Raw genomic sequence first — 25,782 nt, 5'->3', positions numbered from 1 at the left:
GCGGTACTCGGCCGGGGTTACTCTGCCGGTACCGCTGGGGGTGACGTCTGTGCGCACAACACCCAACACGCCCGAGGCGCGCGTACCGAGGCTCATCGGCCTGATGGCCATGGACGCGCGTGAGAGGGCCAGGGCACACGGGGTGCTGCTTGCCGCGCCCGACCGGCCCGAGTTCCATGTCACCGTCGTCGACTACGTCGTACGGCAGTACCCGCTGCCCGGGGTCGAGATACCGCGCGGTGCCGTCGTCACCGTGTGGTTCGACTTCGGGGAGGGAGAGGGCGGCGGGGGCGCGGGGGTGCGTGAGCCGCGCGTGCCGAAGCCACCCAGAGGTGGGCTGGAACTCGAACACTCCCGGCCCAGGGACCCGTTCGAGGTGATCAGGTGATCAAGAGATCAGGTGACCGGCCGGCACCTGTGCGGCAGCGACGGCTACGGCTCGACGGCGGCTACAGCTCGGCTACGGCTGCTTGAAGCCTCGGTGCAGGGCCACGACGCCGCCCGTCAGATTGCGCCAGGCCACCTTCGACCAGCCCGCGCCGCGCAGCAGTTCGGCCAGGGCCGGCTGGTCGGGCCAGGCGCGGATGGACTCGGCGAGGTAGACGTACGCGTCGGGGTTCGAGGAGACCGCGCGGGCGACCGGGGGCAGGGCGCGCATCAGGTACTCCGTGTACACCGTGCGGAAGGGCGTCCAGGTCGGGTGGGAGAACTCGCAGATCACGACCCGTCCGCCGGGGCGCGTGACCCGGTACAGCTCGCGCAGCGCCGCGTCGGTGTCCTGGACGTTGCGCAGCCCGAAGGAGATCGTCACCGCGTCGAAGGTGTCGTCCTTGAAGGGCAGCTTCGTGGCGTCGCCCGCCGTGAAGGGCAGCCAGGGGTGGTTGCGCTTGCCGACCCTGAGCATCCCCAGGGAGAAGTCGCAGGGGACGACGTACGCGCCCGTGCGGGCGAAGGGGAGGGAGGAGGTGGCCGTACCGGCGGCCAGGTCGAGGATCTTCTGCGCCGGGCGGGCGTCGACCGCCTTCGCGACCTCCTTGCGCCACACGCGGTCCTGGCCGAGCGACAGCACGTCGTTCGTGAGGTCGTACCGTTCCGCCACGTCGTCGAACATCGAGGCGACTTCGTGCGGCTGCTTGTTCAGGGATGCGCGGGTCACGTGCCCATTGTGGCAGTACGTACCTCACGGCCTCCCGGCGGCACGGGCGTGGGCACGGCCACAGGCAGGCGTACAGGCGCGGGCCGGGCGTGCCTGAAGCCGCCCGGCCCGTGACCCTCGTACCGCCGCATCGCCGCACCACCCGGACGCCTACGGCAGCAGTCTCGGTTTCTTCTTGCCCGCCACGTCCTCCACCCAGCCGCAGAGCAGGATGAACACGGCGATCAGGATCCAGCCGACGCCGAACATGAACCACTGGCTGTCCAGCGGCAGGTACGTCTCGAAGGCCGGGATGTTCCAGAACTGGTCGATCAGCGGGACGGCCAGGATCAGCGCGATCTCGTGCCAGAGGTAGAGGGTGACGGCGCGCGCGTTGAAGATCGTCACGATCCGGTCGAGCCGCTTGAAGCGGGTGAGCCCGGCGAAGTCGATCTCGAAGTGGGCCTTCGCGTACATCAGCAGCGTCACGAAGCCCGCCGACCAGAACGCCTGCGCGAGCGGGATGTCGTCGAGGTCGTAGGAACCCGTCTCGGCCTGGTGGGTGAAGGCGTACCAGCCGCCGAAGCCTATGGCGGCGAGCGAGAGGAGGACCACCAGCGCCGGCTTGAGCCGTTGCAGGACGCCCTCGCGGTGCGCGAAGCCGAGCATCCAGCAGAAGAGGAAGGTGGCCAGGTCGGTGAGGGCGCTGCCGAAGCGGTTGTCCGGGGGCTCCCAGAAGTTGTGGAACACCACGATCGGGGCCAGGGAGAGGAGCAGTACGGCCACCGGGGCCAGCCGGAACGCCCTCAGCAGCACCGGAGACAGCAGGACGAACCAGAGGTACGTGCGCAGGTACCAGAGAATCTCCCAGGCCTGCTGGCCCCAGGCGTTGCCGGGCGGGTCGCCGAGCGGCACGACCCAGAAGACGATCTGCCAGCCCGGCATCCAGCCGTGGACCATCATCGCGACGATCACGAAGAAGCCCCAGAACCAGAAGGGGGGCAGGAGCCGGCGGACCCGGCTCCTGATCACCTTGAGGGCCGGGCGTTCCAGGGACTTCGCCATCAGCGTGCCGGCCAGGGCGAACATGATCCCCATGGACGGGAACACCATGCCTGCCCAGGCCCACCCGAAGGTGTGGTACGTGACGACGCGGACGAGGGCTACGGCGCGCAGGGTGTCGAAGTAGCGGTCGCGGCCCGCCGGTTTCCTCGCCTTCGGGGGGAGTTCGGGCTCGGACTCGGGAAGAGCCGTCTCCGGAAGTTCCGTCTCCTTGGTGTCGTTGGCGTCGGGCGTCACGTACTCCTGCTGCCCATAGCCGACTTGGTCGTAGTCGACCTGGCCATAATCGACGTACTGCTGGGGGTACGGTTCCTGCGGGTACGGCTGTTGCCCGTACTCGTAGCCATAGTTGTTGTTGCCGTAGCCCTGCTGATCCGTCCCCCAGCTCATCAGCTCGCCCCCGCCGGGGTGCCTACCTCGCCGGTGCGCTTCAGTTTCTGCCAGCGCAGTCGGCCGCCGGTGAGGGCGGTGATGGAGGAGTGGATCAGGACGAGGTACATCATCTGGCGGTACGCCAGTTGCTGCAGCGGCATCATGAGGAGGTACCGGTACTTCTCCCGGTCCAGGTGGAACGCGTAGGCCGCGCACACGAGTTGGATGCCGAGCACCGCCAGCCAGGCCAACAGGGCCGCCTGGAAGTCGATGAAGATCATCGAGTAGGCGGTGAAGACGTCGATCAGCGGGGCGAAGATCGGCGTGATGATCTGGAAGATGACCACCAGGGGCATGCCCACGCGGCCGAAGCGGCCCGAAGGACCCTTGTCCGTAAGGGACTTGCGGTGCTTCCAGAGGGCCTGCATGGTGCCGTACGACCAGCGGTAGCGCTGGCTCCACAGCTGCTTGAGCGAGGCGGGCGCCTCCGTCCAGGCCCGGGCGTGCTCCTGGTAGACGACCCGCCAGCCCGCGCGGTGCATCGCGATGGTGATGTCGGTGTCCTCGGCGAGCGTGTCCTCGCTCATGCCGCCGACCTCCAGGACCGCGTCGCGGCGGAACGCGCCGATCGCGCCGGGGATGGTGGGCATGCAGCGCAGCAGGTCGTACATACGGCGGTCGAGGTTGAAGCCCATCACGTACTCGATGTGCTGCCAGGCGCCGATGATCGTGTTGCGGTTGCCGACCTTGGCGTTGCCCGCGACCGCCCCGACCTCGGGGTCGGCGAAGGGCTGGACGAGCTGGTGCACGGCGTCCGGTTCGAAGACGGTGTCGCCGTCCATCATCACGACGATGTCGTAACTGGCGCTGCGGACACCGTTGTTGAGGGCGGCCGGCTTGCCCGCGTTCTCCTGGCGGATGACCCGGACGTTCGTCATGCCGAAGGAGAGGGCCGCGTCGCGCGCGATCTGGGACGTGTTGTCGTCCGAGCCGTCGTCGACGACGATGATCTCGATCGGGTGGGTGCTCTTCGCCAACGACTCAAGGGTGTTGGCGATGCACTCCTTCTCGTTGTACGCGGGCACGATCACGGTCACCGGCCTGGTGACCGTCGGTCCCCAGCTGAACTTCCCGCCCTTGCCGCGTTTCCGGTTGCGTTGGCGGTAGTGGCGGCGGGCGAGGATCAGCATCATCCCGAACCGGCCCATCACGGCGAAGCCGACGACGGCGAGGCCGGTCGCGAGGCCCGGTACGGCCCATTCGGCGACGGCGACGGCCGCGATGAGGGCCTTGCCCTCGTAGAGGGTCGCGCCGGTGGCGGTGCGGTGGGCGGCCTGGAGGAGGTTCGTCGTCCCCTCGCCTCCCGGGCCGCTGCCCTGCTGCCCGTTGCCCTGCTGCCCCGTGCCGGGCTGCCCGTTGCCCTGCTGCTGCCCGTTGCCCTGCTGGCCGGCCGGCGCCCCGCCGGGCTGCTGGCCCTCGGCGGTGCCCGGAGCGGTCGTGGCGGTGTCCGTGCCCGCGGTGGCACTGGCGCTGGGGCTCGCGCTGGCCTCCGAGCCGGTGCCCGTGCCCGTACCGGTGGCCGCCTGCTGCGCGCTCGACTGCTCCTGCTGGATCGCGCCGCTGATGGTGGTGAAGGTGTAGCCCGCCGCCTTCATCTTCTTGATGTACGTCGGCAGCGCCTTGATCGTCTGCGAGCGCTCACCGCCGGCGTCGTGGAAGAGCACCGAGGCGCCCGCGCCGTCCTCCGGCGTGGCCCACTTGATGATCTTCGAGACGCCGGGGCGCTTCCAGTCGTCGCTGTCGGTGTCGACGAAGACGCTGGTGTAGCCCTCCTCGCCGAGCTTCTTGTAGACGGGCCAGCTGTAGTTGTCGATGGCGTCCGCCTCCGACGAGTACGGCGCCCGGAACAGCGTCGTCGTGATGCCGGCCGCGCCCGCCAGGGCGAGCTGCGTCTGCTGCATCTCGCGGTTGACGCGGGCGTCGCTCTGGTAGGAGAGGTCGACGTGCGTGAAGGTGTGGATGCCGATCTCGTTGCCGTCCTCGACCATCGTCTTCACGATGCTCGGGTAGCGCGACACCATCGAGCCGACCACGAAGAACGTGGCGGGGATGTCGTACTCCTCCAGGATCTCCAGGATCTGGGGCGTCCAGGTCGGGTTCGGGCCGTCGTCGAAGGTGAGCGCGATGGTCTTGTCCGGCACGGACTGGCTCACGGCCTGTCCGTTGCGGAAGCTGAGGATCGGCCCGCCGTCGATGACCTTGTCGGGGACGTCGCTCGAACTGGCCCCGCTGCGTACGCGCTGGTCGCCGCCGACCTCCGCGCGCAGATAGCCGTCGAGCAGCATCACGCTGGTCAGCGCGAGCAGGAGCAGCATGGCGAGGATGACTCGCGGTTTCTGCAGCGCCGCGGCCTTGCCTGCGGCCCGCTGCACCTTCGAGGGGGCGCGCCTACGGCCGCGCGAGGTGGTCGTCGTAGTCATGTGGTGGCTGCGTTCCGGTCAGTTGGCGGCCGCGGAGGCGGACGCGGTGGCGGTCGCGGTCGGTGCCGTAGCGGGCGGCTCGCCCGTGGCAACGCCCGCCGGCGGGGTGCCGGAGGGCCTGGCGGGCGGGGTGGCGGCTCCGGTGGGAGCGCCCGTCGGGGCCGCTCCGATGCCGCCCTGCGGCTGCTGGTTGCCGCCCGGTCCCTGGCTGCCGCCGGGGCCGCCGCCCCCGAAGGGCAGCAGCGAGGACGGGGTGAGCGACGTGCCCCAGCCCATGAAGGCCATGCCGAGCACGACGGCATACCCAAGGCAGACGACACCGACGAACGTGCCGAACCGGCGGAGCAGCTTCGCCCGGCGGCCGGAGTTGTCAACGAACACGGGACCTTCCGCGGACCCGTTGGATCCGTTGGACCCGTCGGATCCGTTGCCGCTCTTACGGCGACGGCCGCGGCCGGCGGCACGGTTTTCGATGGCAGGCTCGGAATGCATTCCCCGGACATTAGGAGGCGTTTATGTGACTGAAACTCTGGTTCTCATGTGAGACGCCCATGAGAAACTCCTTAACCTGTGCATCCTCTGAGAGATTCCCCGGAAGCCTGCGCAACCCGCCCCCGATGGAAAGGGGCCGATTGTCCTGCTTACTTGCCCCATTCGCGCCCTTCACGGTGCACTGTCCATGAGCCCGCTGTGCGTTCATGGCCCTCATGAAGGACAGCCTCGTGTGAGACCTTTCCACTCCGGGTCCACTTCGGAAACACACTTTGTTTCCATCCTGAGACGATTCCTTCCTGAGACGGAAATCACGAAAGCGGGTGCATACGCGATGAGGCGTTTTCTGAGGCCGGCCGCCGGATTCACATGTCTGGTGGCACTGACCTGCGCCGGGTGCTCATCGGGCTCGGACGGCGACGCGGACAGCGGCTCCGACACCGCGTCCGAGGCCCCCTCCGAGACCGCTTCCAAACAGGCCTCGCCGAGCGCCTCGGCCTCCGAGAGCGCGGCCTCGGCGACCGCGTTCGCCCCGTACGTCAGTGCCACCGAGGCGAACGACAACGACAGCGCGGGCTCGCCGTCGACGTACAACCTCGCGTTCGTGATCTCGGACGGTACGACCTGTACGCCGAAGTGGAACGGTACGACGGCCATCGGCGACTCGGCCGTCAAGTCCCGCATAGCGAAGCTCACGGCGAGCGGCGGCTCGGTCCGCGTCTCCTTCGGCGGCGCCTCCGGCAAGGAGCTGGCGGAGGTGTGTGACAGTGCGTCCGCGCTGGCGGAGGCCTATGGGGCGGCCCTGGACGCGGCCGGTTCGACCCAGGCCGACTTCGACGTCGAGGGGGACGCGCTCACCGACTCCGACTCGGTCGAGCTGCGGTCGAAGGCGATCGCTCTGCTGCAGAAGGAGCGGAGCGACGTCAGCGTCTCCTTCACGCTGCCCGTCATGCCGAGCGGCCTCGACGACGACAGCGTGTCCCTGCTCGACTCGGCCAACAACAACTCCGTGCAGGTGTCCACCGTCAACATCATGACGATGAACTACGGGAGTGAGTACACCGACGACATGGGGCAGTACGCGATCACGTCCGCGACGGCCACGCATGATCAGCTCGCCGACATCTTCGGGTTGTCGGACGAGGGGGCGTGGAAGGGGATGGCGTTGACGTCGATGATCGGGGTGAACGACGTCGACAATGAGACGTTTTCGTTGGCGGATGCGGCGGAGGTGCGGGCGTTCGCGGAGGGGAAGGGGGTTGCGTGGGTGTCTATGTGGTCGACGTTTCGGGATCAGGAGTGTGAGGACGGGGTTTCGGCGTCCGATGATGCCGCGACGAATTGCAGTGGGGTTTCTCAGGATGCGGGGGCTTTTGGGGTGGCGTTTTCGGGGTGAGGTGAGGTGAGGGGCTTTCGGTGGTTTGTCGCGTGCGGGTGTGTGGGGGCTTGTCGCGCAGTTCCCCGCGCCCCTAAAAGCGACAGCTCACCGGCGTCTGTGGATCAGGCGGCCTGCGCATACCGTTGCCATGCACTGCCCAGCCTCGTCGAACACCGCCAGGTCCGCTCGCTCGCCCTCTGCGATTGCCGGAGTTCGCGTTTGCCGGAGTACGAGGACCTCGTTGCGGGCAGCCGCTGACCGGAGGTCAGATGAGGTGGCGTATGCCTCTATGACCGCCACCGCGCCTCCCTTGAGCAGCGCGTGCACGCGCTCTCGCGGGGTCGGGGCATCCGGCAACGGCCCCTCGTGGACCAGGCCGGGGCCCAGAGTGCCGGGCCATTGCCGGACTCTCGCCCCCGGGAACCGCTCCGCCAGCTCCACGAGCGGGCCCACGGCGGCGATCCTCGTGCCGTCGACCACGACGGCGGCGTCCTTCAGCGGCTCCGCGTCCCAGGACGTACGTACCTCGTCGGCGGCGTGAATCGTCAGCACAGGGAAGTCAGTTGCTGGTGAGGAGCTTCAGTTCGGGGTGGGCCGTGCCGCCCTCGATCGCGGTGGACGAGATGTGGGACATGACGCGCTCGTCGACCGGGTCGTTCGCCGGGTCGTCGTGGACGACGATGTGCTCGTACGTCGTGGTCCGCTGGGCGGGGACGCGGCCCGCCTTGCGGATCAGGTCGATGATCTCCATACGGTTGGAGCGGTGCTTGGCGCCGGCGCTGGAGACGACGTTCTCCTCCAGCATGATCGAGCCGAGGTCGTCCGCGCCGTAGTGCAGGGACAGTTGCCCGGCCTCCTTGCCCGTGGTGAGCCACGAGCCCTGGATGTGGGCGATGTTGTCCATGAAGAGCCGGGCGATGGCGATCATGCGCAGGTACTCGAAGATCGTGGCCTGCGTACGGCCCTTGAGGTGGTTGTTCTCGGGCTGGTAGGTGTACGGGATGAAGGCGCGGAAGCCGCCCGTCCGGTCCTGTACGTCACGAATCATGCGCAGGTGCTCGATGCGCTCGGCGTTGGTCTCGCCGGTGCCCATGAGCATGGTTGACGTCGACTCGACGCCCAGCCCGTGCGCGGTCTCCATGATCTCCAGCCAGCGCTCGCCGGACTCCTTGAGGGGCGCGATGGCCTTGCGGGGGCGCGCGGGGAGGAGTTCCGCGCCGGCGCCCGCGAAGGAGTCGAGACCGGCCGCGTGGATACGGGTGATCGCCTCCTCGACCGACACCTTCGAGATCCGAGCCATGTGCTCGACCTCGCTCGCCCCCAGGCTGTGGATGACGAGCTGCGGGTACTCGGCCTTGATCGCGGCGAAGTGCTTCTCGTAGTACTCGACGCCGTAGTCCGGGTGGTGACCGCCCTGGAACATGATCTGCGTACCGCCGAGTTCGACGGTCTCCGCGCAGCGGCGCAGGATGTCGTCGAGGTCGCGGGTCCAGCCCTTGGCCTTGTCCTTGGGGGCGGCGTAGAAGGCGCAGAACTTGCACGCCGTCACGCAGACGTTCGTGTAGTTGATGTTGCGCTCGATGATGTACGTCGCGATGTGCTCCGTACCCGCGTACCTGCGGCGGCGTACGGCGTCGGCGGCCGAGCCGAGCGCGTGCAGCGGGGCGTCGCGGTAGAGGTGGAGCGCCTCTTCGGGGGTGATCCGCCCGCCCGCGGCGGCACGGTCGAGGACGGCTGTGACATCAAACGGCACAAGGTCGGCGTTCTCGGTCACCGGGCGTCCCTTCGGCAGGGGTGGGGCGGACCGCTCCAGCCTACGTCAGCGCCCTGCCGGGCCTCACGTCAGGCCGCGTACGCGCCGATCAGCAGCCCGACGAAGGCGCCCGCGATCAGGAACGGGCCGAAGGGGATCGACGTACGGCGGCCCGCCCGCCGGGCGACGACCAGGGCGAGCCCGTACAGGCCTCCGAACAAGAACCCGGCGAAGGTGCCGAGCACGACACTCCCCCAGCCGTACCAGCCAAGGACGGCCCCCAGCCCCAGGGCGAGCTTCACATCGCCGAAGCCCATGCCGTTGGGGCTGATGAGGAAGAGCACGAAGTAGGCGCCCCCCAGCACCAGCGCCCCGAGGAGCGCGGTGAGCCAGTCGCCCGCGTGTTCGGGCAGCAGCGCGGCCACGCCCAGCAGGACGAGGGCGGCGGCGGCCAGCGGAAGGGTCAGCAGATCGGGCAGCCGCTGCACCCGGAAGTCCACGACCGCGAGCAGCACCCCGACGGGCGCGAGCAGCAGCCAGGCCCCCAGCTCGGGCCGGGTGCCGGTCGCGACGGCGAGCGCGGCACAGACGAGTGCGGTGGCGAGGGCGAGGAGGGGGGTGCTGGGGCCGTAGGACGACTGACTTCGGTCGTACGAGGGGCCTGCCGCGCCGGGTGCGAGGTGCCCCGCGTCCCCGGCCGGCCTCTCCGCCGTACCACCGGCGCAGGCCGTGCACCGGGACAGGCCCAGCCAGCCGCCCAGGGGGTGCCCTTGCGGACAGCTGTCCCGCCAGGGCTCCTCGGGCGGGACCGAGAACCGGTAGGCGGCGCGGGGCACGAGGGTCCCGGCCGCCGCGCCCCACAACGCGGCGACCGCAACGAGCAGTTGGTCGACGCTCATCCCACTGCCGCTGTGCCGTCGCGCCACGTCGGCAGCAGTTCGTCGAGGAGTGCCTCGGTGCGCGGCGGCAGGCCGCGGGCGCCGCTGCGGCGGATCAGGTCGGCGGCGACCTGCTGGAGCTTGTCCGTGTCGCCGGTGGTGTGGGTGGCGCGCAGGAGTTCGTGCCACAGCCGCTCGTCGCCGGGGGCGGAGTTGAGCGCGGCGTCGAGCGCCTCGATGGCCCGCTCGGCGCGGTTCTTGACCAGGTGGAACTCGGAGAGCGCGAGCCCGATGTCCGCGACAAGGAGCGGGAGTTGGGCGTCGATGATCTCGTGCGAGAGCCAGCCGTAGCGGCCCTCGGGACGGTCGGCGAGCAGCGGCCCGCGTACGAGCGCGAGCGCGTCGGTGAGCAGCCGCCCGCGTACGACCCGGCTGTCGGCGCCCCTGCCCTGCGTGCCCTCGTGGTAGAGCGAGCGCAGCACGTCGAGGTCGGACACGACCGACTTGGCGAGCGTGAGCCGCCCGTTGGCGTCGGTGGCGAGACGAGGGGTGCCGTCGGGGTCGGTGCCGAGCCAGACGCGCAGCCGGTCGAGGAGGGCCTCGCGTACGTCGTCGGTGACGCCGCGCGGCCAGAGCGCGGAGGCGAGCACGCGCGGGTGCACGCCCTCGCGGTGCAGCAACAGCAGGGCGAGCGCCTCGTGTTGGAGCGGGCTGCGCTCCCCGTCGGGAGTGTCGAGGCCGATGATCTCGTACGGGCCCACGAGCCGGGCGTACACCGCGGGCCGTCCCTGCTCGCTGATGTCGACGAGGAAGGGGGGTGTCGGCGCCGGTCCGTCCGGGGCGTGTTCGGGGTCGGCGTCGACGAACAGCTCGACGATCGCGCGCTGTTGGGCGACGGGGAGGGTCTGGGCGTCGAGTTCGAGGCCCAGGAGGGGCGCGAGGAGCTTGCCCTCGCTGGTGATCTCCATCTCCCAGGCGGCGCCGGGCAGATCACCGCTGTCGGTGCCGACGAGGTATCCGATGCCCAACCGGCTTGCGTCGGCGGCGAGTTCGGCGAGCTTGACGGCGTCGTCGGCGGAGGGTTCGGCGGCGAGGAGGACGAGGTGCGGGGCCCAACGGGTGTGCTGGGCAGGCCCCGTACGACCGGTGAGGACCGAGTCGTGACCGGCGGCGCCCAAGGCACCGCGCCGCTGCCGGGTCTCGGCCTCCATGGTCTCCACCAGGGCCTCGATGTCGTCGAGGTGGCGCAGCCGGTTGGGGGCGAGAGGGGTGAGGTCCTGGCCGAATCCGACGAGGGTGATGGTCATGCGGTCCGACCAGCCGTTGGTGGCCAACTCGGCGGCGACGGAGGCGAATACGGCGGCCCGGTCGGACTCGCTGCCGCTGAGCGAGACGATGCCGGGGACCGACTCCAGATTGAGGAGCAGACGTGAGTCGTCCATCGTGCCGAGGCTGACGAGCCCCGGGTAGGGAGCGGCGGTGTCGACGTCCTCGTACCGCTCGGCGTCGGTCCGGGAGAGCAGCCAGAAGGTCTGGTCCTGGCCGAGCTGCCAGGGGGCCGGGGGCTTTCCGGCGGGCTGGGCGAGCTGGAGGTGCAGGTCACCGTTGCTGAGCCAGGCGGCGTAGACGGTGGGCAGGGGGCGGGACTCACCGGCGAGGGAGGCCGCGAGGCCACGGAGGGAGCGGTCGAGCAGGCGTACGCCTTCGGGGTCGGCGCCGATGAGGAGGGCGTCCTGGGCGTCGGCGGCGGCGCCGGTCGGTGTGGGCGGCTCCATACCGCGCCGCCCGCCGACCGCACCGAGCGCCGACTGCCACAGGGCCTGGCGGCGCCGGCGGCCGAGGGCGCCGAGGAGACCGGCGGCGAGGAGGGGGGCGCCGACGAGGGCTTCGGGGAGGCCGAAGGAGAAACCGGCGTCGGACGATTCGGCCGAGGTGACGGTTTCCGCGGCTGCGTGCTGCCCGGGCTGCTCGTGATGTACGGCAGGGGTCGCGGTGGGGCTCTGCTGCTTGGGGATGCTGATGCGGGTGGTGTTGGTGTCGAGGGAGGCGGTGCCGCCCTGCTGTCCGCCGCCGGTGCCCTGGGCGTGGTCGCCGGTCTGGGCGTAGGTGTTGATCTGCTGCGCGACCTGCGGGGAGACGGTGGAACCGGCGTCAGGAGTAGCGGTGCTGGACATGTCCACGAGGTCGCCGCCGCGGGCGTCGCCGGGCATCTGCATGATCCAGCCGGGCCGGATGAGGCTGGCCTCGGAGAGCCGTGAACCGTCGGGCTGCACACGGTCCTTGTTGAGCTGGTAGATCTCGCCGTACCGGCGTCCGTCGCCGAGGTGCCGTTCGGCTATCTCCCAGAGGGAGTCGTGGTGCCGGCCCTCGGGGGGCTGGATCCGGTAGTACTTCGTGTCCCCGGCCTTGACCGAGGGTCCCCCGACCTCCGCGTGACTGGCGGCGTCAGCGGCCTGCTGACCGAGGGCGGCGGCGGTGGTGGCCGCCTGCTCCTGCTGCTGCGCGAAGATCCCGCTCAGTGAACCGCCTGGTGTGGCCTGGGCGGAGGCAACGGTGCCCCGCTGGTTGTCGTCGTAGCTGTGCCCGAGCTGCGAGAGTCCGGGGGTGAGGGACGCGGCCGTGGCTCCGACCAGCAGCAGGGCGGCGACGAGCTGCCGCGCGAGCAGCTGACTGGGCCCGGCCCCGGGCACCCGGCCCGGCATCCCGACGCCGGACAGCGCGGCCTTGATCTCGACCAGCACACACGCGGTGAACTGCGCCCAGGCGATCCACACGATGACGCCGAGCACACCGAGGAAGGTGTTGACCGTGATCTCTTCCTGGAGCCAGTCCAGGGAGGGGGTCCCGTCCGGGAAGGGCCAGCCGATGGTCAGGGCGAGCGCGTAGGGCACCCCGACGAGCAGGACGGCGAGGGCGACGAATGCGAGAAGCGCCTTGACGAAGTCACCGAAACTGCGCCGCCGCCTCGGCAGGGGCTGCGGCGTCCGGTTCCTCGGCTCGGGCGAACCGCCCGTCCGGCTGCCCGACGGGCCTCCCGACGGGTTGCCCGTCCGGCTTGAAGTGCTGCGTCGCGGCATGGCGGGTGTCCTGGGTTCGTGTGGAGTGTGGAGTGTGGAGTGGGGTACGGAGAGAGGCGTGGGGGTGTGCTGAGCCTATCGGGATCTTATTTCGGACGTGAGGGTCGGTGGGGCGAAGTCCGGGTCGAGGGTGGCCGCCGGGTGCCGACGGCGCCTGGCACACGTACCGTTCGCAACCGCCACGACACACTCCTCACGGTCCCCACACAATCCCCTGGCGGCACACAAATGCCCTCTACGCACCCCTGATAGCTTCGTTCTCTGCCGCACACAAGCCAACCTCGGGGGAGATCAGCTGTGGCCCGCCACACCCTGTCCGTCACCGTCACCATCACCACGCTCACCGCGACGGCGGCCCTTCTGCTCAGCGGATGCGGCGGGGGTGACGGGGATTCGTCGCCGGGCGGCATCAAGGGGGCGGGATCGGGGGCGGGGAGTGCTTCGGCGTCGGCTGCTGCTTCTGCTTCGGCGTCGGTGTCTGCGGGGGCGCCGGATGTGAGTGTGCCGGACGACCTGGATCTCGTATTCGACTTCGCCAAGCCGTCCGACGCACGGTCCGCGGCGGCACTGGCCGACGCGGAGAACTACATCCGCGCGCTGGACCACGGCATCGCTGCGCAAGACCCCGAGGACCAGGCGTACAAGTACTACTCGGACGGACCCGCCGCGGAGTACGCCAAGTCTCAGATCAAGGCGTGGGTGAAGGGCAGTTGGACCGTCACCGGCACCGATCAGTACTCCAACGCGGAGGCCACCACGTTGAGCAACAAGAACGTCGTCGTCACCTTCTGCAGAAACCAGGCGAAGTTCTACAGCAAGGAGATCAAGACCGGGAAAATCCTCTACACGGAGGAGAGCCCGAGCAGCTACCAGAAGTTCACCCTGCTCATGAACCCGCCGTCCGGGTCTTCCCAGGCCTGGAAAGCCATGGCCATCGAGGTCAAGGGTGAGGTCGAGGAGTGCGGGGCATGATGCCGTCCACCCGGTCCCGGCACCTGGCATCGGCCCTGGCCACCGCCCTCCTCCTGTGGAGCGGCGGAGCAGCACAGGCCGACGGTACTCCGGGCAGCACAACACCCCCGCCTCCCACTCCTCCCGCCACCGGCGGCGCCAACGGCAAGGAGCTGTACGCCTCCGCCAGTTACTCCAACATCAAGGTCACCCAGGTCAGCGGCCCGACCGGCGGCAAGCGCGGTGCCCTCTCGTCGGTGGACACCACGTGGACACCACCACCGTGCTGGTACGAACCGGGCTTCACGCCTGAGCAGCTCAAGACCTTCTCGGAAACGGTGGGTTCGGGCGACGTCAGCACCCGCATCGGGTGGTACGGGTCGAAGCTGTGGACGGACTTCTTCCGGGACGGCAAGTCCACGTTCAACTACTACGACACCACCGATGGAACCGCGGGAACCCTCAAGGGCTTCGACGACTACAACCTGGGCGAGAAGGGCTACTTCTGGCGCGGTGTCGCAGCGGACACCACCGACCCTTTCTCCTGGGACTGCAACCGCATCATGTTCTGGGAGCCGGCCGGGGTGATCCCCAAGATCGCCCACGCCCCCACGCCCAAGACGCTGGCCGACTACGCCTACAACAAGATCGAGGTCCCCGAGACCGAGGTGCAGTTGAAGCCGGAAGCCAGGTCCACGGTGAACCTGCCTACCTGGGTCTGGCTGGACAAGGGCACCTTCCAGGAGGTCAGGGTCCGGGCCGAACTGCCCAACACGGGTCTGTGGGCGGAGACGACGGCGAAGCCGGTCGCCCTGCACCTGGACCCGGGTACGACCGACGCCACCACTTACCCGGCCTCGGGCGACTGCACGATCAACGAGGACGGCTCGATCGGTACGCCGTACGAGGCTCGCAAGGCATCCGAAACCCCGCCGTGCGGGATCACGTACCTCCGCGCCACCGAGGGCACCCCCTACCAGCTCCGGGCCTCTGTCACCTGGGAGATCACCTGGCAGGGCAGCGACGGCACCGGCGGCAATCTCCCGAACGGGACGTTCGAGACGACGCAGGGCATCAACGTCCAGGAGATCCAGTCGGTCAACCGGTGACGCGGGCCGAGTCTGGGCGGCCCCGGCGGCCTGGGCAGATCAGCCCGCGCCGCCGGCGAACAGGTCATCCGGGTCGTCCACTTCATAGGCGCGGTCACGCCAGACTCGGAGGTGACCCAGATCGGTGCTGGCGCGCACCTTCTGACGGACGGGCTCCGGTACCTCGATCCCGCGCCAGAAGAAGAGACGCAGGATCACTCCCTGCATGAGGCTCGCCCGGAAACCCTCCTCGAAGCCCTCAGTGAATGCCTGCTCCGCAGCCTCCAGCCACACGCGGCGCGCCGACTCGTGCCAGATGTGCGGAGGAAGCTTCCACAGGGTCCGGTCGTCCGCGATGCTCCCGGCAGCCTCGTCAGGTTCGATCGTCATCGCCGACGAACAAGTCCTCCGCGGCGGTCGCATGGACCGCCCGCTGAGCCCAGTCTCTGAGCTGCTCCAGGTCCGTGCAGGCCTGCACTCGCTCCCGGACAGCGTCGGGCACCGGGATACCGCGCCACTGCAGAATACTGAGAGTCATCTCGGCACAATCCTCGACCCGTCCCTCTTCCCGTACCTGCTCCGCCAGCGGGTGCCGCCAGAAGTAGTTGATCGCCGTCATCAGGTCCCTCCAGATCTGCTTCGCCCGGGGATCGGCCAGGCACGAGTCGACGAACTGCACGAAAACAGCCGCACTGTCGGAATCAATGGTCCGCAGAGCGGCAGCCAGGGATTCCAGTATGGCGGCGGACTGCGGGCCCCTGCCATGTGTCATGGCCGAGAGCACCGCGAGCGGTACGTCCCGCTCGGCTTCCCACCCGTCCGTGATGACCGGCACGTTCTCCGGGCCCAGCACGAGCGGCCGTACCGTGAGCGAGTGCCAGCCGGGCAGGCCGAGCCGGATGGGCTCCGCCGCCCACCGAGCCGTTGCCGCGCTCTGGGTGATGACGATCAGTACCGGCTCACAGCGGTACTTCGCGTAGAGGAACGAGAGGTAGTACGCCCAACTGCCGCGCTTGTCCTCGTCCTTCTTCCCCTGCGACTCCACAACCAGGAGATAGGCCCCGTCGTCCGTCTCCACCCGCAACAGCGTGTCCACGCGTCGCTCGACGGGCTCGATCTCCGTCAGGTCCGCGTTCAGCACCGCGAAGTCGCGCGGTTCCGGAAACGGGACATGCAGCACGCTCTGTAAGGCACGTGTCAGCAACGCCGGATCCTTTTGGAAGATCCGATGCAGCGCCTCATGCGACGAGCCGACCATCAGCTCTCCTTCCTGTCCGACGTGATCAACGCGTCACGCCGCATCGAGGTCACCCCACACGTACTTGCCCCTGATGCCGCTCCTGCTCAGCGGCTGCCAGCCCCAGAGGTCGGCGCAGGAACTGACCAGAGCCAGACCTCGCCCCTCCTCCAGGTGCGTGAGCTGCGTCAATTCCCCTGCCGAAGGCGGCGGATTGGGCGGCTCAGGGTCGGCGTCCCATGCTCCGACCCTCAGGAAGCCGTCCCGCATACGCAGGCGCAGGGCGACGGGGCCTTTCGTATGCCGTACGGCATTGCTGACCAGCTCCGTCGCGAGGAGTTCGGCGACGTCGGTGAGGCGGATCAGGCCGTGCATCGTGAGGACGAGGCGGACGGTACGGCGACAGACGGTGACCGCGCGAAGGTCGTGCGGGATGTGGAGGACGTACTCCCAGGGTTCGTTCGCGGTGGGGGCGTTTCCTTCGGTTTCGGGCATGCGTTGACTCCGGTGGTGGGGAGGGGAGTTGGCAGGACGGGGCGATGCGCTTCCGGGGGTCCGGTGATTCCGCAGCGTGTGCGTCGCAGCACTGACGGTATTTCCTAACTTTAGGAATGTGCAACCCATTGCCGTACTCTGGCCCCCGAACGGGGCATGCCCGCGAGGTAGTTGGAACGAGGAGGAAGCGGTGCCGCCGAAGAGGCATCTCACGGCCCGCCGAGTACGGCTGGGCACCGAACTGCGCAGGCTGCGCGAGGCGACGGGCATGAAGGCCCGCGAGGCCGCAGCGCTACTCGGAGCCGACTCCGTCCAGATGAGCCAGATCGAGTCCGGAGTCGTCGGCGTCAGTGCTGAACGGGTACGCCGCCTCGCGGCCCACTACGCCTGCACGGACGAGTCGTTGATCGAAGCGCTGGCGGCGATGGCGACCGATCGCACGCGCGGCTGGTGGGAGGAGTACCGGGGAGTCCTGCCCCCGGTGAACCTGGACCTGGCCGAGACGGAGCACCATGCCACGTTCCTGCGTGAGGTCGTCGTCACCTACGTACCCGGACTCCTCCAGACCCCGGACTACGCCCGAGCGGTCTTCGGGTACATGCGCCCGGAGCTGCCCGAGAGCGAGTTGACGCCCCGGGTGGAGCTACGCATGCGGCGGCGCGCCGTCATCGAGGGCGACAACCCCACCCCGTACGACGCGATCGTCCACGAGTTCGCCCTGCGCATTCGCGTGGCCGACCGCAGCGTCTCCCGCGCCCAACTCCGGCAGATCCTGGACCAGATCGAGCAGGGGCATGTGACCGTGCGAGTCATCCCCACCGACCAGGACGGCTTCGGCGGCGCGGGTGCCTCGATGATGTACATGGGCGGTCCCACACCCCAACTCGACACCGGGCTCCGGGAAGCCGCCACCGGCACGGCGTTCATCGACGCGAAACCCCAACTGGAGACGCTTCGAACGCTCTTCCGTAAGGTGGAGGAGGCGACGCTGGACCCCACAGCATCCCGGGACTTCATCCACCGCCTGTCGAAGGAACTGTGAGGCTCACCCGATGGCTCAGGCCCTGAACTGGCAGAAGTCCACCTTCTCCGGCGGCGCGGAGGGCAACGCCTGCGTGGAGATAGCGGACCTGCGTGCCCGAGTCGCCGTACGCGACTCCAAGCAACCGGCGCGCGGCACCCTCTCCTTCCCGCCCCGAGCCTTCACCGCGTTCGTCGAGACGCTGAAGGCCGACACCGCACACACGGCCGTCTGACCTCACGTCGGCTCAGGGGCGCCGCTGCCGGTCACTGCTCGTGGTTCGGGTTCGAGCACCGCCTCGGTCGATCGCCATGGGCCAGCCGAAGCCCACCCGACCAAGGGCAGGGTTTCGTTGCAGCGGGGGCGAACTGCGCGGCGATGAGGGCCGGCATCCGATGGTTCAGTCCTCGCACGTGCTCGATGAACGCCTCGGGGAGCAGGACGTGGTGCGTCTCCACATAGTGCGGGAGGTCCAGGCGCCAGAGCCAAGTGCCGTCGGTGACCAGTGATGAGCAGCCCAAGGAGTGGCGGTGCGCACTCCCGGTGACTACGTCGTGGCCCGCTTCCATGACGTCGATGAGGACGTGGCCTGCATCCAGGTAGGCCACCAAGTCCGCCTCGTCCGGCTCCCCGACGGGCCGGACGGCATCGTGGATGGATCCGTTCGGCCGCCCGGGGCTGTTGTCGAGTTCGTCGTAGAAGCCCAGCAATCCCAGCAATCCCTGCACCGCATCTCCTTCGACTCGTCGGCGGCAACTGCTCGGGCTCACACCTTGAGCGTCCAAACATGCGAGTCCGCTGAAGGAGCCGGCCTCACTTCCCATGCGGAGAGATCCTCGCCGGGTGCACCGTACGGCAACTGCCCGTCTCGTGGCTCGAAGTAGAGACCGTAGGCCCAGTACTCCGGCATTTCATGACACATGAGGTCTGGGTACGGCTCGATCTGGACATCCTCGTACGTCGAGTTGATCCTCGCCACGGCTTCGGCGCGGGAGATCCCGAACCGACTGACCATCTCCTCGGCGATCTCACGGAAATAGTCGAGCATCTCCCCGTCAAGTTCGATGAGGAACTCCGCAGTCCTCATGAGGGAAGCCTCAGTGACGGACGAGTCCGCAGCGAAGTCGGTCGAGTGTCCTGTGACGTCCACGAAAATCTCCCTTCGGACCGGACCGGACCGAACGACGGAGCCCTGCCGCCGACTTCCACCACGCCCCCGAGCGGCCCGAACGCCGTTCGCGCGAGCCTTGCTTCCGAAACGGGGTCGATCTGCTCGCCCATGCCGTTCAGCAGTGCCCTCTCGAAATCTACTTCAGGAGATCGTCCGAGAACGGCTCGGCATGCTCTCCCCAATGGAACCCGTAGCTTCTCCTCTCGACGTCAAAGACAGCTCGTAACCCGTGATCGGGCAGGGAGAATTCCTGCCGGACCCACCCGTCCATGGCCAATGCCGCGACCTCCGACCGGAAATGAGCGAGGGGGAACTCAAGAGCAGTGACTCGGACGCGTATTCCTTGACGGTTCCGGAGGGCCAGATCGGGTGCATGCGCCGCCAGACCGAAGGAGAGCCAAGCCGCTTCCCTCCAACTGACACCCTGGGGCAGCGACAGACTCACGTGTCGGTCGACCCGCAGGAAGAATTCGTCGTCGGCACCCGGAAGGGCGTACTCCGCTGTCAGGTCGGCGGCCAGACCACCGAGAGGCTCTGGAAACGGTACTTGAAGGTGCTGCTCATGTTCCCCTCCACTGCCGCCGGGCATCTCGTCCTCGTCGAACCCGAGTTCGCCCTCGATGCCCATTTCTCAGCGGCAACTGCCGGACCGGTACGTAGTCGAGGGTGTCGTCGATGGCGTTCTCGGCGATGCTCTTGTGGCCGGGGCCTTCCGCCCGCAGCGCGGCGGGCAACTCCGGTGTCAACTCACCGTTGAGCCGGGCAGCGACGCCCGCCGCGGTGAACGCGAACCCCCGCTGGCCACGGTCCGGCAACCGCATCGCCCTGATGATGCGTGGCGAAGCCTCGGCCAGAGAGCAGTTGAAGGCCAGCCCGATGGCGGCGGAGCCCAGTGAGCCCTCGCCGCGTTCGTACGCCACGTCCCACTCGGCGGGGTCGTCGAAGGGCAGCAGGCTTTCGTCGCCGTCCCAGTCCCACCCGGACACCATGTCCGCCTCTCTCGATCTCAGCTGCGTCGGCGCAGCCGCCGCCAGATGTCTTCAACCGTTTGCCCGGACCACAGCCACCAGCTCTCCAGCTTGTTGCGCACAGTCACAAGCACCCACCGCCGCTTGAACCACGGGGGCAGCTTCCGAAACGGTACGAACCCCAGCGTGTCTCTGATGGGGTGCTCGGCGATGCCGCCGGGCCCCTCGGCGCGCAGGGCCGCGTACAGCTCCGGGGTCAACTCCCCATTGAGTCGAGCCGCGTGACCTGCTGCGGTGAACGCGAAACCCTGCTGGCCGCGGTCCGGCAACTGCATCGCCCTGACGATCCGGGGCGACGCCTCCTCCAGCGAACACTGGAACGCCAACCCGATCACCGCCGTACCAAGACGATCCTCGCCTCGCTCGAACGCGGCATCCCACTCGGCGGGGTCATCGAGCCCCAGCAGGCCTTCGCCGCTTTGCCAGTTGACCTCGAACGCCATACCCGGCTTTCCTCCTTACCTGTCGTACAGCCTCGCGGTGGCGAACTCGACGAGTTCGTCCAGTTCCGTCTGCCGCGGTGTGCCGTTCTGGGTGTTCCACTCGGCGACGAACCAGGCGCCGTGCCATTCGGCACGCCACACATCACCGTGCCGGTTCTCGAACTCGACGAAGCTCCCGGTTCCGCCGTCCATCAGCCGAAGCTCCTCCACGAGCCGCGCCGGCTCGGTGAAGCCGCGGCCGGGGTTCGTGCTCCTGCCCCGGGTGCGCGTGTTGGCGTACCGCATCTTCAGGAAGGGGAGGGGGTCGCGGCCGAGATGGTTCAGGCGCAGCATGCGGTACCTGGTGATGGCCTCGTCGAGCGTTTCGTCACCGGAGAACGCGCAGACGTACGCCGGAAAGGTCAGCCGGACGTGCGGGGTCAGGGCCGGATTCTCCACGCAGTAGAAGCGGTGGACCTCGGGCGCGATACCCACCACCGCGTCGAAGCGGTGTCCGGCGGGCGGTTCGAAGCCGCCGAGCGCGCCCAGGAAGGAATTGCGGGCGAAGATCTCGCCCTCGTGCTCACGGGCGAACCGAAGGGTGCTGACGGCCAGGTCCTGGTCGTAGGAGTTGCGGCCGCTCAGCTGGAGCAGCCGCTTCCCGTCGGCGGACAGCGCACCCGCGAAGTCGATGCCGGGCGCCGGCTACCAGTGCCAGGCATCGGGCAGACCGGGAAGCGGCTCCGCGCCACGGAAGCCCGTCACTACGGTGCGAATGCCCATGAACCCTCCCTGATCGACCGCATATCCCTCTGCCTGCCCGAGCAGCCGTGCGCGACTCAGGGCGGAGGATGCCCGTGGAGTTCACCGCGCCGAAAGGCCGAAGGCCTCGACGAAGTCGCTCAGGACGCCCGCCGAGAACGGATCGGACGCCGGGTCCTCCGGCGTGAGCACGCTGACGGCGAAGTACTCGGACAACAGAAGGCCCGTCCCTTCCACTGCCATCGCGCCCTCGGCCGACTCGGACTCCACTCCGGCGACGGTCCGAGCCCGCAACGCCTTCGCGTGGAGCCGGTAGAACACGGAGAACGGCCCTTCGCCCGAGGCGTCCAGCGCGTAGCCGTTCTCCTCCCAGAAGTCCTCCATTTCCTGGCCCGCGGAGAACGTGACGATGCCTGAGTAGTCGTCCTCTTCCTCATCCGCTTCAGGGAGACCCCAGTTCGCCAGAGCGTCTGCGGTGAGCGGTTCACCGTACAAGAACAGCCCCGGCACTCGCTGGTGGCGACGCCGGACGAAACGCTGCATCGCCGCGGGGAAGGACAAGTCCACGACGAAGTCGGTCGAGTGCCCAGTGATATCCATCGAAATTCCTTGCCGATATGTGCACGCTGGCGTGGGTACTGATCAGGGCTTCCAGCCTGAAGTGGGACCGTGGTACTTGATCGAGTCGCGGGGAATGGTGACGTCGCTCTTGGAGAACCAGATGTGATCCCGGCCGCCCTTGAGTCGGCCGGAGAACAGCTTCTTCTCGGCTTCGAACTCGATCATGTACTCGCTCTTTTCCTTGGTAAGACCGAGGTAGGACTTGAACCCACCGGGCTTCTTGGCGACGTCGGCGGGGCTCATCGGCGTCGCGTACACCGCTGCCGTGTTCTTGCTCTTGGTGTTCTGAGGCACCTTCAGCGTGATCGAGTCCTTTCCACCGCCTCCCATGATCTTGTTGTAGCCGTTCTTGTCCGTGTAATGCCGTACGACGGTCTTGCACGAGGGCGCGAGACCCAGCGGGTCAATCCAGGCGAGCGGGTTGACGACGTAGTTGTGGTGATGCGGAGCCGGCTCCAGGCCGAGCGGATCCGGACTGTGATAGCGCGCGGTGCCGGGATCGTAGTAACGGTGATGGTTGTAATGGAGCCCTGTCTCAGCGTCGGAGTACTGGCCGGGGAACCGTAGCGGGCAGTCCGCTCCGCCAGTTGGAGCGGATGACGGATCAGGCAGGGGCAGCCCCCACAGAGTGGAGCGGAGACGCCAGGCCGTCCGTCCCTCCTCGTCGACCAGTTCGGTGGGCGTACCGACGAGGTCGGTGACGATGGAGTAGAACCGCTCATCGAAGTCGTCCTGAGCGCGAGTGCGCTGTACGAGCGGGCGGTCACCGCCTGGCTCCCAGTCCCAGGTGGTGATGCCGGCGCCGTCTCCCTCAGCCGGTCGCGAGCGGTTCTCCTCGGCGAGCCGCGTGCCGTCCCACACGAAGTCCGTGCGTTCGACGACACGTTCGCCGGTTCCCGTTTCGTCGGCCGCCGTTGCGCCGTCCGAGACAAGCAGTTCCTTGGCGACGCGCCTGCCCAGCGGATCGTACCGATAGCGCCAACGGCGGCCGTCCGGCGTGGTGACGGCACGCAACCGGTCCTCCGCGTCCCAGGTGAAGAGCCAGGTACGTGATCCTCCGGAAAGGAGGGCGCGGGTGTGACGCACCACGCGGCCTTGGCCGTCGTACTCGTAGCGGGAACGTCCTGCTGTTTGAACCAGTGTGCCCTGGTAGGCCATCCGCCCCTGGACGTCGCCGTCATGGCTCCCGGCAGTGGCAGGCAACTGCGACCGGACCAGGTTTCCCAGGGTGTCGTAGGCGTACTTCTCCTGGCGATCCCCGGTGCTGACAGCGGTGACACGCCCCGTCGCGTCGAGTTCGTACACCGAGGTTCCCGTGACCGCGTCGGTGATGGCACTGGGCAGGCCGTCGGAGCGGTAGGCATAGCGCCGGGCGATGCTTTCCGGGGCCGCGCCCGGCCCACGTACGGCTTGGGAAACCAGACGGTGGCCTGTGGCGCTCCACTCTTGGGCCAGAGACGTACCCGACGGAAGGGACCGGAGGGTCTCGTGCCCCGCCGCGTCGTACCCGAAGCGCACTGTCCGGCCGGAGCCACGCAGTTCGACAGGCTGGTGCGCCGCGTCATAGCGCCATTCGCTCAGGACGCCGGCAGGAGTCCGCCGACTCACCCTGCGTCCGACGGCATCGTAGGCGTTGGTCAACACCCGGCCGTTGCACGTCTCCGTCAGTACGCGGCCGTGCGCGTCATAGGTGAAGGCGAGTTCGGCGTCGGGGTTCACCGCTCGGAGGAGGGCACCGGACCGGTCGTACTCGAACAGCGTGACGCGACTGTCCGGGGCTCGCTGCTCGATCACCCGGTCGAGGAGATCGTGGCCGTAACAGACGGTCTGGCCGGCTCCGTTGGTCCGCTCGGCGATCCGGCCAGCGGCGTCGTACACATGGGTGACGGTCCGGCCGTTGAAGTCGGTCTCCCGGACGACATTGCCCATCGGGTCGTACTCGTACGACCAGGTGTTCCCTTGAGCGTCCTTGACACGGACCGGGCGCAGTTCGGTGTCGTAGGTGAATTCGATCCGGGTACCGTCCGGGACGGTCCGGGCAGCGGTGCGGTCGAAGGGGGCGGTCTCGAACCGGGTCACCCCACCGCGTACGTCGGTGTGGGCAAGGATGTTGCCTTCGGAATCGTACGACCAGCTCTCCACCGTCCCGTCGGGGAACTTCCGCCGGGTCGGCAGTCCTTCGGTCGTCCAGCTGATCCCGGTTGTTCCCCCGTCCGGTTCGCCGACCTCGCGAACTCGCCCGAAGGCGTCGTACGCGAAACGCGTAGTCGCGCCGAGCGGCGAGGTCACCGCGGTCGCCAGACCCGCCTTGTTGCTCCGAACCCGGCTCTCGTTGCCAAGCGCGTCGGTCACCGACTCGACGGCGCCTCGCAAGTCATAGGTGTAGGTGGTGACGGCACCGGCCGGGTCCGTGAGCGCCACGAGGTTCCCGCGGTCGTCGTGTTCGTACCGCCACTGCGCGCCGTCCTGCTCGGTGGTCGAGGCCAGTTCCCCGTACTCGTCGTACGTGTGGCCGGCGAAGCTGCCGTCGGGGTGTACGACACGGACCGTATTGCCCGCCTCGTCATACGCGTAGGTGGTGGTCCGGTCCAAGGGATCCGTGAGGGAGACGAGATTGTCGTAGCGGTCCCAGGTACGGGTCGTGGTGTGCCCGAGAGGATCGTTCTCGGCGACGAGCTGGTACGCGTCGTTGAAACGGTATGTGGTCCTGTACCCGAGGGAGTTGGTGGCGGCAGAGGTGTGGTTCTCAGCGTCGTAGACGTAGGTGTAGTCCAGGATGCCGTCGGTCCCGGAGGTACGGACACAACGGCCGTCGGGATCGTACGCGTAGCGGTACCAGACTCCGGTGCGGTCCTCCCATCCCGTGATCCGGTGCTGCTCGTCGTACGAGAACCTCAGGGGCAGCCCGGAGGAGTTGTGGATCCCGGTCAGGTTGCCACGGGTGTCGTAGGCGTAGCGACAGAGGATCGGCTGTTCGGGATCGCTGAGGAGGGTGAGGGCCGTGATCCGATTCTGTTCCGTGGTCACCCCGACGCGGTATCCGCCGGTGTGCACAAGCTCCTGCGGGGCCCCATCAGAGGTGTACGCCACCTGGATCGTGTTGCCGTTGCGATCTGTTATCGCGGCGAGCGGAAGCTCGGCGCCGGAGCGGCCGGACAGCGGCCGAAAGTGAAGCACGAGTCCGGACTCGGGTTGACGCACGGTCATGGTGCCGGTCGCCGAGCCCTCCCACTCCAGTGGCCAGCGCGGACCCTCCACCGGTTGCACGGGCACGTCGCGCTCAGGAACCGGATAGGTGAGGATCATGCCGTCAGCCGTGGTGAACCGAACACCGCCCGCATCGAGGACCAGCCGCTGGTCCAGGGTGGATGCCCAACTGGGCCCGAACCAGCGGCCGGACCTGAGACCCGTGCGGTGATGGCGCTCAAACTCAAGAAGGAGGACACCGTCCAGGGTCAGATCCGTTTCGGACATCACCATCTGACCGGTGGCCATGTCGACCGGGTCACCGCAGGTAAAGAGCTTCTTCATCGGCCGCCCGAGGGCACGAGTGCCTTTGCCCATGCCCTTCACCCCGAGGGCCATGCCCTTGAGACCGGTCTTGCCGAACGCCTTCAGGCCTTTGAGGCCCTTGGCGAGCCCGCCGAGGGTGGTCAGCCCCTTCATCCCCGGTATGCAGTCCAGCGCGGCAAATCCGACATCCCACAGAGACGCCTGTCCCTTGGAATACTTGTAGAGCGTGTCCGCGAGCACCACCAGCGCCGCGATCAGCACGATCGCCCCGAGAATCGGCCCCCCGATAATCATCGCCACGACACCCACAACCGCGACAACGATCTTGCACACCGCGACGATGCTGTCCCAGTTGTCGGTGAACCAGTCACCGACCTCCTCCCACCAACTCCGGTTCTGGATACCGGCATCGGAGGCCTCGTCGATCCTCCGCTTCGCCTCACCGGCCGCGTCCTCACGCATCTTCCGCGCGTCCTCGGCCATCTTCTTCGCCGCGTCCAGAGCGGACTGCGCACCGGTGACGTCCGACTGAGCCGTGCTCTGGGCCGACTTGGCGTGCTGGGCGTCCCGGGTGGCGGCCCGTACCTTCGCCTCGTCCGGCGGCTCCGTCGCCTTGCTGCCGGTCGGGTCGTCCTTGTACTTGTCGGACTCCTTGCCGGCACGGGTCACCCACGAATCGGCCGACGACAGACGCGACTTGGCGGAGGACAGATCCGCCTGCGCCTCCCGCCCCTTGGCCAACGCCTTGTCGGCCAACGCCTGCGCCCGCTCCAGCTTCGGCCAGTAGTCCACCAGCGCATCACCGCACAGGTCGTACGACCTCTTCAGCTTCTTCAGGTTCTTGGG

At 68.3% G+C, this 25,782-nt stretch carries 25 protein-coding genes; 6 read left to right on the top strand and 19 right to left on the bottom strand.

Going from position 1 to position 25,782, the window contains the following annotated elements; translation table 11 throughout:
• Nucleotides 1–49 precede the first annotated feature (49 nt).
• Complete coding sequence (locus ACWDR4_RS40190; protein ID WP_450415909.1) at nt 50–388, top strand: PASTA domain-containing protein; 339 nt, start codon at nt 50–52, stop codon at nt 386–388.
• 72 nt (nt 389–460) lie between these two features.
• Here the strand turns inward: ACWDR4_RS40190 and ACWDR4_RS40185 are convergent, their stop codons facing one another.
• The 4 genes from ACWDR4_RS40185 to ACWDR4_RS40170 form a co-directional block, all read right to left on the bottom strand.
• Nucleotides 461–1,156 (bottom strand): demethylmenaquinone methyltransferase, encoded by a 696-nt coding sequence (locus ACWDR4_RS40185; RefSeq protein WP_450415908.1) that lies wholly within the window; start codon nt 1,154–1,156, stop codon nt 461–463.
• A gap of 150 nt (nt 1,157–1,306) precedes the next feature.
• Complete coding sequence (locus ACWDR4_RS40180; protein WP_450415907.1) at nt 1,307–2,587, bottom strand: acyltransferase family protein; 1,281 nt, start codon at nt 2,585–2,587, stop codon at nt 1,307–1,309.
• Nucleotides 2,587–5,049, bottom strand: coding sequence for a bifunctional polysaccharide deacetylase/glycosyltransferase family 2 protein (locus tag ACWDR4_RS40175; RefSeq protein ID WP_450415905.1), 2,463 nt, complete (start codon nt 5,047–5,049; stop codon nt 2,587–2,589). The genes ACWDR4_RS40180 and ACWDR4_RS40175 overlap by 1 nt, the downstream gene beginning before the upstream one ends.
• An 18-nt stretch (nt 5,050–5,067) precedes the next feature.
• Nucleotides 5,068–5,430 (bottom strand): hypothetical protein, encoded by a 363-nt coding sequence (locus tag ACWDR4_RS40170; RefSeq protein WP_450415904.1) that lies wholly within the window; start codon nt 5,428–5,430, stop codon nt 5,068–5,070.
• Between the two features lie 445 nt (nt 5,431–5,875).
• Between ACWDR4_RS40170 and ACWDR4_RS40165 the strand changes: the two genes are divergently transcribed.
• The gene (locus ACWDR4_RS40165; RefSeq protein WP_450415902.1) at nt 5,876–6,937 is read left to right on the top strand and encodes a chitinase; all 1,062 of its coding nucleotides are present in this window, start codon (nt 5,876–5,878) and stop codon (nt 6,935–6,937) included.
• A gap of 87 nt (nt 6,938–7,024) precedes the next feature.
• Here ACWDR4_RS40165 and ACWDR4_RS40160 read toward each other — a convergent pair whose 3' ends face one another.
• The 4 genes from ACWDR4_RS40160 to ACWDR4_RS40145 all read right to left on the bottom strand — a co-directional run bounded on the left by ACWDR4_RS40160 (nt 7,025) and on the right by ACWDR4_RS40145 (nt 12,627).
• Nucleotides 7,025–7,471: an imidazolonepropionase-like domain-containing protein gene (locus ACWDR4_RS40160; protein WP_450415900.1), complete on the bottom strand. Its 447-nt coding sequence runs from the start codon at nt 7,469–7,471 to the stop codon at nt 7,025–7,027.
• A gap of 7 nt (nt 7,472–7,478) precedes the next feature.
• The gene (mqnC, locus tag ACWDR4_RS40155; RefSeq protein ID WP_450415899.1) at nt 7,479–8,693 is read right to left on the bottom strand and encodes a cyclic dehypoxanthinyl futalosine synthase; all 1,215 of its coding nucleotides are present in this window, start codon (nt 8,691–8,693) and stop codon (nt 7,479–7,481) included.
• Between the two features lie 68 nt (nt 8,694–8,761).
• Nucleotides 8,762–9,571: a prepilin peptidase gene (locus tag ACWDR4_RS40150; RefSeq protein ID WP_450415897.1), complete on the bottom strand. Its 810-nt coding sequence runs from the start codon at nt 9,569–9,571 to the stop codon at nt 8,762–8,764.
• Nucleotides 9,568–12,627 (bottom strand): BTAD domain-containing putative transcriptional regulator, encoded by a 3,060-nt coding sequence (locus ACWDR4_RS40145; protein WP_450415895.1) that lies wholly within the window; start codon nt 12,625–12,627, stop codon nt 9,568–9,570. The genes ACWDR4_RS40150 and ACWDR4_RS40145 overlap by 4 nt, the downstream gene beginning before the upstream one ends.
• Before the next feature lie 297 nt (nt 12,628–12,924).
• Between ACWDR4_RS40145 and ACWDR4_RS40140 the strand changes: the two genes are divergently transcribed.
• Together ACWDR4_RS40140 and ACWDR4_RS40135 are read left to right on the top strand one after the other, a co-directional pair.
• Complete coding sequence (locus ACWDR4_RS40140; RefSeq protein WP_450415894.1) at nt 12,925–13,599, top strand: hypothetical protein; 675 nt, start codon at nt 12,925–12,927, stop codon at nt 13,597–13,599.
• Nucleotides 13,596–14,687 carry a hypothetical protein gene (locus ACWDR4_RS40135; RefSeq protein ID WP_450415892.1) on the top strand — a complete coding sequence of 364 codons (1,092 nt, stop codon included), beginning with the start codon at nt 13,596–13,598 and terminating at the stop codon, nt 14,685–14,687. The genes ACWDR4_RS40140 and ACWDR4_RS40135 overlap by 4 nt, the downstream gene beginning before the upstream one ends.
• A gap of 39 nt (nt 14,688–14,726) precedes the next feature.
• On the opposite strand, the gene ACWDR4_RS40130 is transcribed toward ACWDR4_RS40135, so the two are convergent.
• Genes ACWDR4_RS40130 through ACWDR4_RS40120 form a run of 3 tightly spaced genes read right to left on the bottom strand, consistent with a single transcriptional unit; the run spans nt 14,727 to nt 16,398 of the window.
• A complete protein-coding gene (locus ACWDR4_RS40130; protein ID WP_450415890.1) occupies nt 14,727–15,056 on the bottom strand; it encodes a hypothetical protein in 330 nt (109 codons plus the stop codon).
• The gene (locus ACWDR4_RS40125; protein ID WP_450415889.1) at nt 15,040–15,924 is read right to left on the bottom strand and encodes a hypothetical protein; all 885 of its coding nucleotides are present in this window, start codon (nt 15,922–15,924) and stop codon (nt 15,040–15,042) included. Before ACWDR4_RS40125 ends, ACWDR4_RS40130 begins: the two co-directional genes overlap by 17 nt.
• A gap of 33 nt (nt 15,925–15,957) precedes the next feature.
• Nucleotides 15,958–16,398 (bottom strand): ATP-binding protein, encoded by a 441-nt coding sequence (locus ACWDR4_RS40120; protein ID WP_450415887.1) that lies wholly within the window; start codon nt 16,396–16,398, stop codon nt 15,958–15,960.
• A gap of 190 nt (nt 16,399–16,588) precedes the next feature.
• Between ACWDR4_RS40120 and ACWDR4_RS40115 the strand changes: the two genes are divergently transcribed.
• Nucleotides 16,589–17,440: a helix-turn-helix domain-containing protein gene (locus tag ACWDR4_RS40115; RefSeq protein WP_450415885.1), complete on the top strand. Its 852-nt coding sequence runs from the start codon at nt 16,589–16,591 to the stop codon at nt 17,438–17,440.
• A gap of 10 nt (nt 17,441–17,450) precedes the next feature.
• Nucleotides 17,451–17,654, top strand: a complete 204-nt coding sequence (locus ACWDR4_RS40110) for a DUF397 domain-containing protein (RefSeq protein ID WP_450415884.1) — start codon at nt 17,451–17,453, stop codon at nt 17,652–17,654.
• A gap of 31 nt (nt 17,655–17,685) precedes the next feature.
• On the opposite strand, the gene ACWDR4_RS40105 is transcribed toward ACWDR4_RS40110, so the two are convergent.
• The 8 genes from ACWDR4_RS40105 to ACWDR4_RS40070 all read right to left on the bottom strand — a co-directional run.
• On the bottom strand, nt 17,686–18,147 hold the full coding sequence (locus ACWDR4_RS40105; protein ID WP_450415882.1) for a hypothetical protein: 462 nt from the start codon (nt 18,145–18,147) through the stop codon (nt 17,686–17,688).
• A gap of 38 nt (nt 18,148–18,185) precedes the next feature.
• Entirely contained in the window at nt 18,186–18,569 is a 384-nt protein-coding gene (locus ACWDR4_RS40100) for a hypothetical protein (RefSeq protein ID WP_450415881.1), read from the bottom strand.
• Nucleotides 18,570–18,726: 157 nt separating this feature from the next.
• Nucleotides 18,727–19,218, bottom strand: a complete 492-nt coding sequence (locus tag ACWDR4_RS40095; RefSeq protein ID WP_450415880.1) for a hypothetical protein — start codon at nt 19,216–19,218, stop codon at nt 18,727–18,729.
• Nucleotides 19,151–19,579 carry a hypothetical protein gene (locus ACWDR4_RS40090; protein ID WP_450415878.1) on the bottom strand — a complete coding sequence of 143 codons (429 nt, stop codon included), beginning with the start codon at nt 19,577–19,579 and terminating at the stop codon, nt 19,151–19,153. Before ACWDR4_RS40090 ends, ACWDR4_RS40095 begins: the two co-directional genes overlap by 68 nt.
• Before the next feature lie 17 nt (nt 19,580–19,596).
• Nucleotides 19,597–20,061 carry a hypothetical protein gene (locus tag ACWDR4_RS40085; protein WP_450415877.1) on the bottom strand — a complete coding sequence of 155 codons (465 nt, stop codon included), beginning with the start codon at nt 20,059–20,061 and terminating at the stop codon, nt 19,597–19,599.
• 15 nt (nt 20,062–20,076) lie between these two features.
• Nucleotides 20,077–20,535 carry a hypothetical protein gene (locus ACWDR4_RS40080; protein ID WP_450415876.1) on the bottom strand — a complete coding sequence of 153 codons (459 nt, stop codon included), beginning with the start codon at nt 20,533–20,535 and terminating at the stop codon, nt 20,077–20,079.
• Nucleotides 20,536–20,904: 369 nt separating this feature from the next.
• Nucleotides 20,905–21,402 (bottom strand): hypothetical protein, encoded by a 498-nt coding sequence (locus tag ACWDR4_RS40075; RefSeq protein WP_450415874.1) that lies wholly within the window; start codon nt 21,400–21,402, stop codon nt 20,905–20,907.
• A gap of 42 nt (nt 21,403–21,444) precedes the next feature.
• Nucleotides 21,445–25,782: DUF6531 domain-containing protein (locus tag ACWDR4_RS40070; protein ID WP_450415872.1), on the bottom strand; the 4,338-nt coding region annotated here is incomplete at its 5' end.

Source organism: Streptomyces sp. NPDC000878 (assembly GCF_053599695.1).
This window is presented reverse-complemented; position numbering and strand designations above follow the sequence as displayed.

What these genes read in the sequence shown, in the direction of transcription:
- ACWDR4_RS40180 (WP_450415907.1), bottom strand. Translation starts at nt 2,587, where the DNA reads ATGAGCTGGGGGACGGATCAGCAGGGCTACGGCAACAACAACTATGGC.
- ACWDR4_RS40175 (WP_450415905.1), bottom strand. Translation starts at nt 5,049, where the DNA reads ATGACTACGACGACCACCTCGCGCGGCCGTAGGCGCGCCCCCTCGAAG.
- ACWDR4_RS40165 (WP_450415902.1), top strand. Translation starts at nt 5,876, where the DNA reads ATGAGGCGTTTTCTGAGGCCGGCCGCCGGATTCACATGTCTGGTGGCA.
- ACWDR4_RS40150 (WP_450415897.1), bottom strand. Translation starts at nt 9,571, where the DNA reads ATGAGCGTCGACCAACTGCTCGTTGCGGTCGCCGCGTTGTGGGGCGCG.
- ACWDR4_RS40145 (WP_450415895.1), bottom strand. Translation starts at nt 12,627, where the DNA reads ATGCCGCGACGCAGCACTTCAAGCCGGACGGGCAACCCGTCGGGAGGC.
- ACWDR4_RS40135 (WP_450415892.1), top strand. Translation starts at nt 13,596, where the DNA reads ATGATGCCGTCCACCCGGTCCCGGCACCTGGCATCGGCCCTGGCCACC.
- ACWDR4_RS40130 (WP_450415890.1), bottom strand. Translation starts at nt 15,056, where the DNA reads ATGACGATCGAACCTGACGAGGCTGCCGGGAGCATCGCGGACGACCGG.
- ACWDR4_RS40125 (WP_450415889.1), bottom strand. Translation starts at nt 15,924, where the DNA reads ATGGTCGGCTCGTCGCATGAGGCGCTGCATCGGATCTTCCAAAAGGAT.
- ACWDR4_RS40120 (WP_450415887.1), bottom strand. Translation starts at nt 16,398, where the DNA reads ATGCCCGAAACCGAAGGAAACGCCCCCACCGCGAACGAACCCTGGGAG.
- ACWDR4_RS40110 (WP_450415884.1), top strand. Translation starts at nt 17,451, where the DNA reads ATGGCTCAGGCCCTGAACTGGCAGAAGTCCACCTTCTCCGGCGGCGCG.
- ACWDR4_RS40095 (WP_450415880.1), bottom strand. Translation starts at nt 19,218, where the DNA reads ATGGGCATCGAGGGCGAACTCGGGTTCGACGAGGACGAGATGCCCGGC.
- ACWDR4_RS40090 (WP_450415878.1), bottom strand. Translation starts at nt 19,579, where the DNA reads ATGGTGTCCGGGTGGGACTGGGACGGCGACGAAAGCCTGCTGCCCTTC.
- ACWDR4_RS40085 (WP_450415877.1), bottom strand. Translation starts at nt 20,061, where the DNA reads ATGGCGTTCGAGGTCAACTGGCAAAGCGGCGAAGGCCTGCTGGGGCTC.
- ACWDR4_RS40075 (WP_450415874.1), bottom strand. Translation starts at nt 21,402, where the DNA reads ATGGATATCACTGGGCACTCGACCGACTTCGTCGTGGACTTGTCCTTC.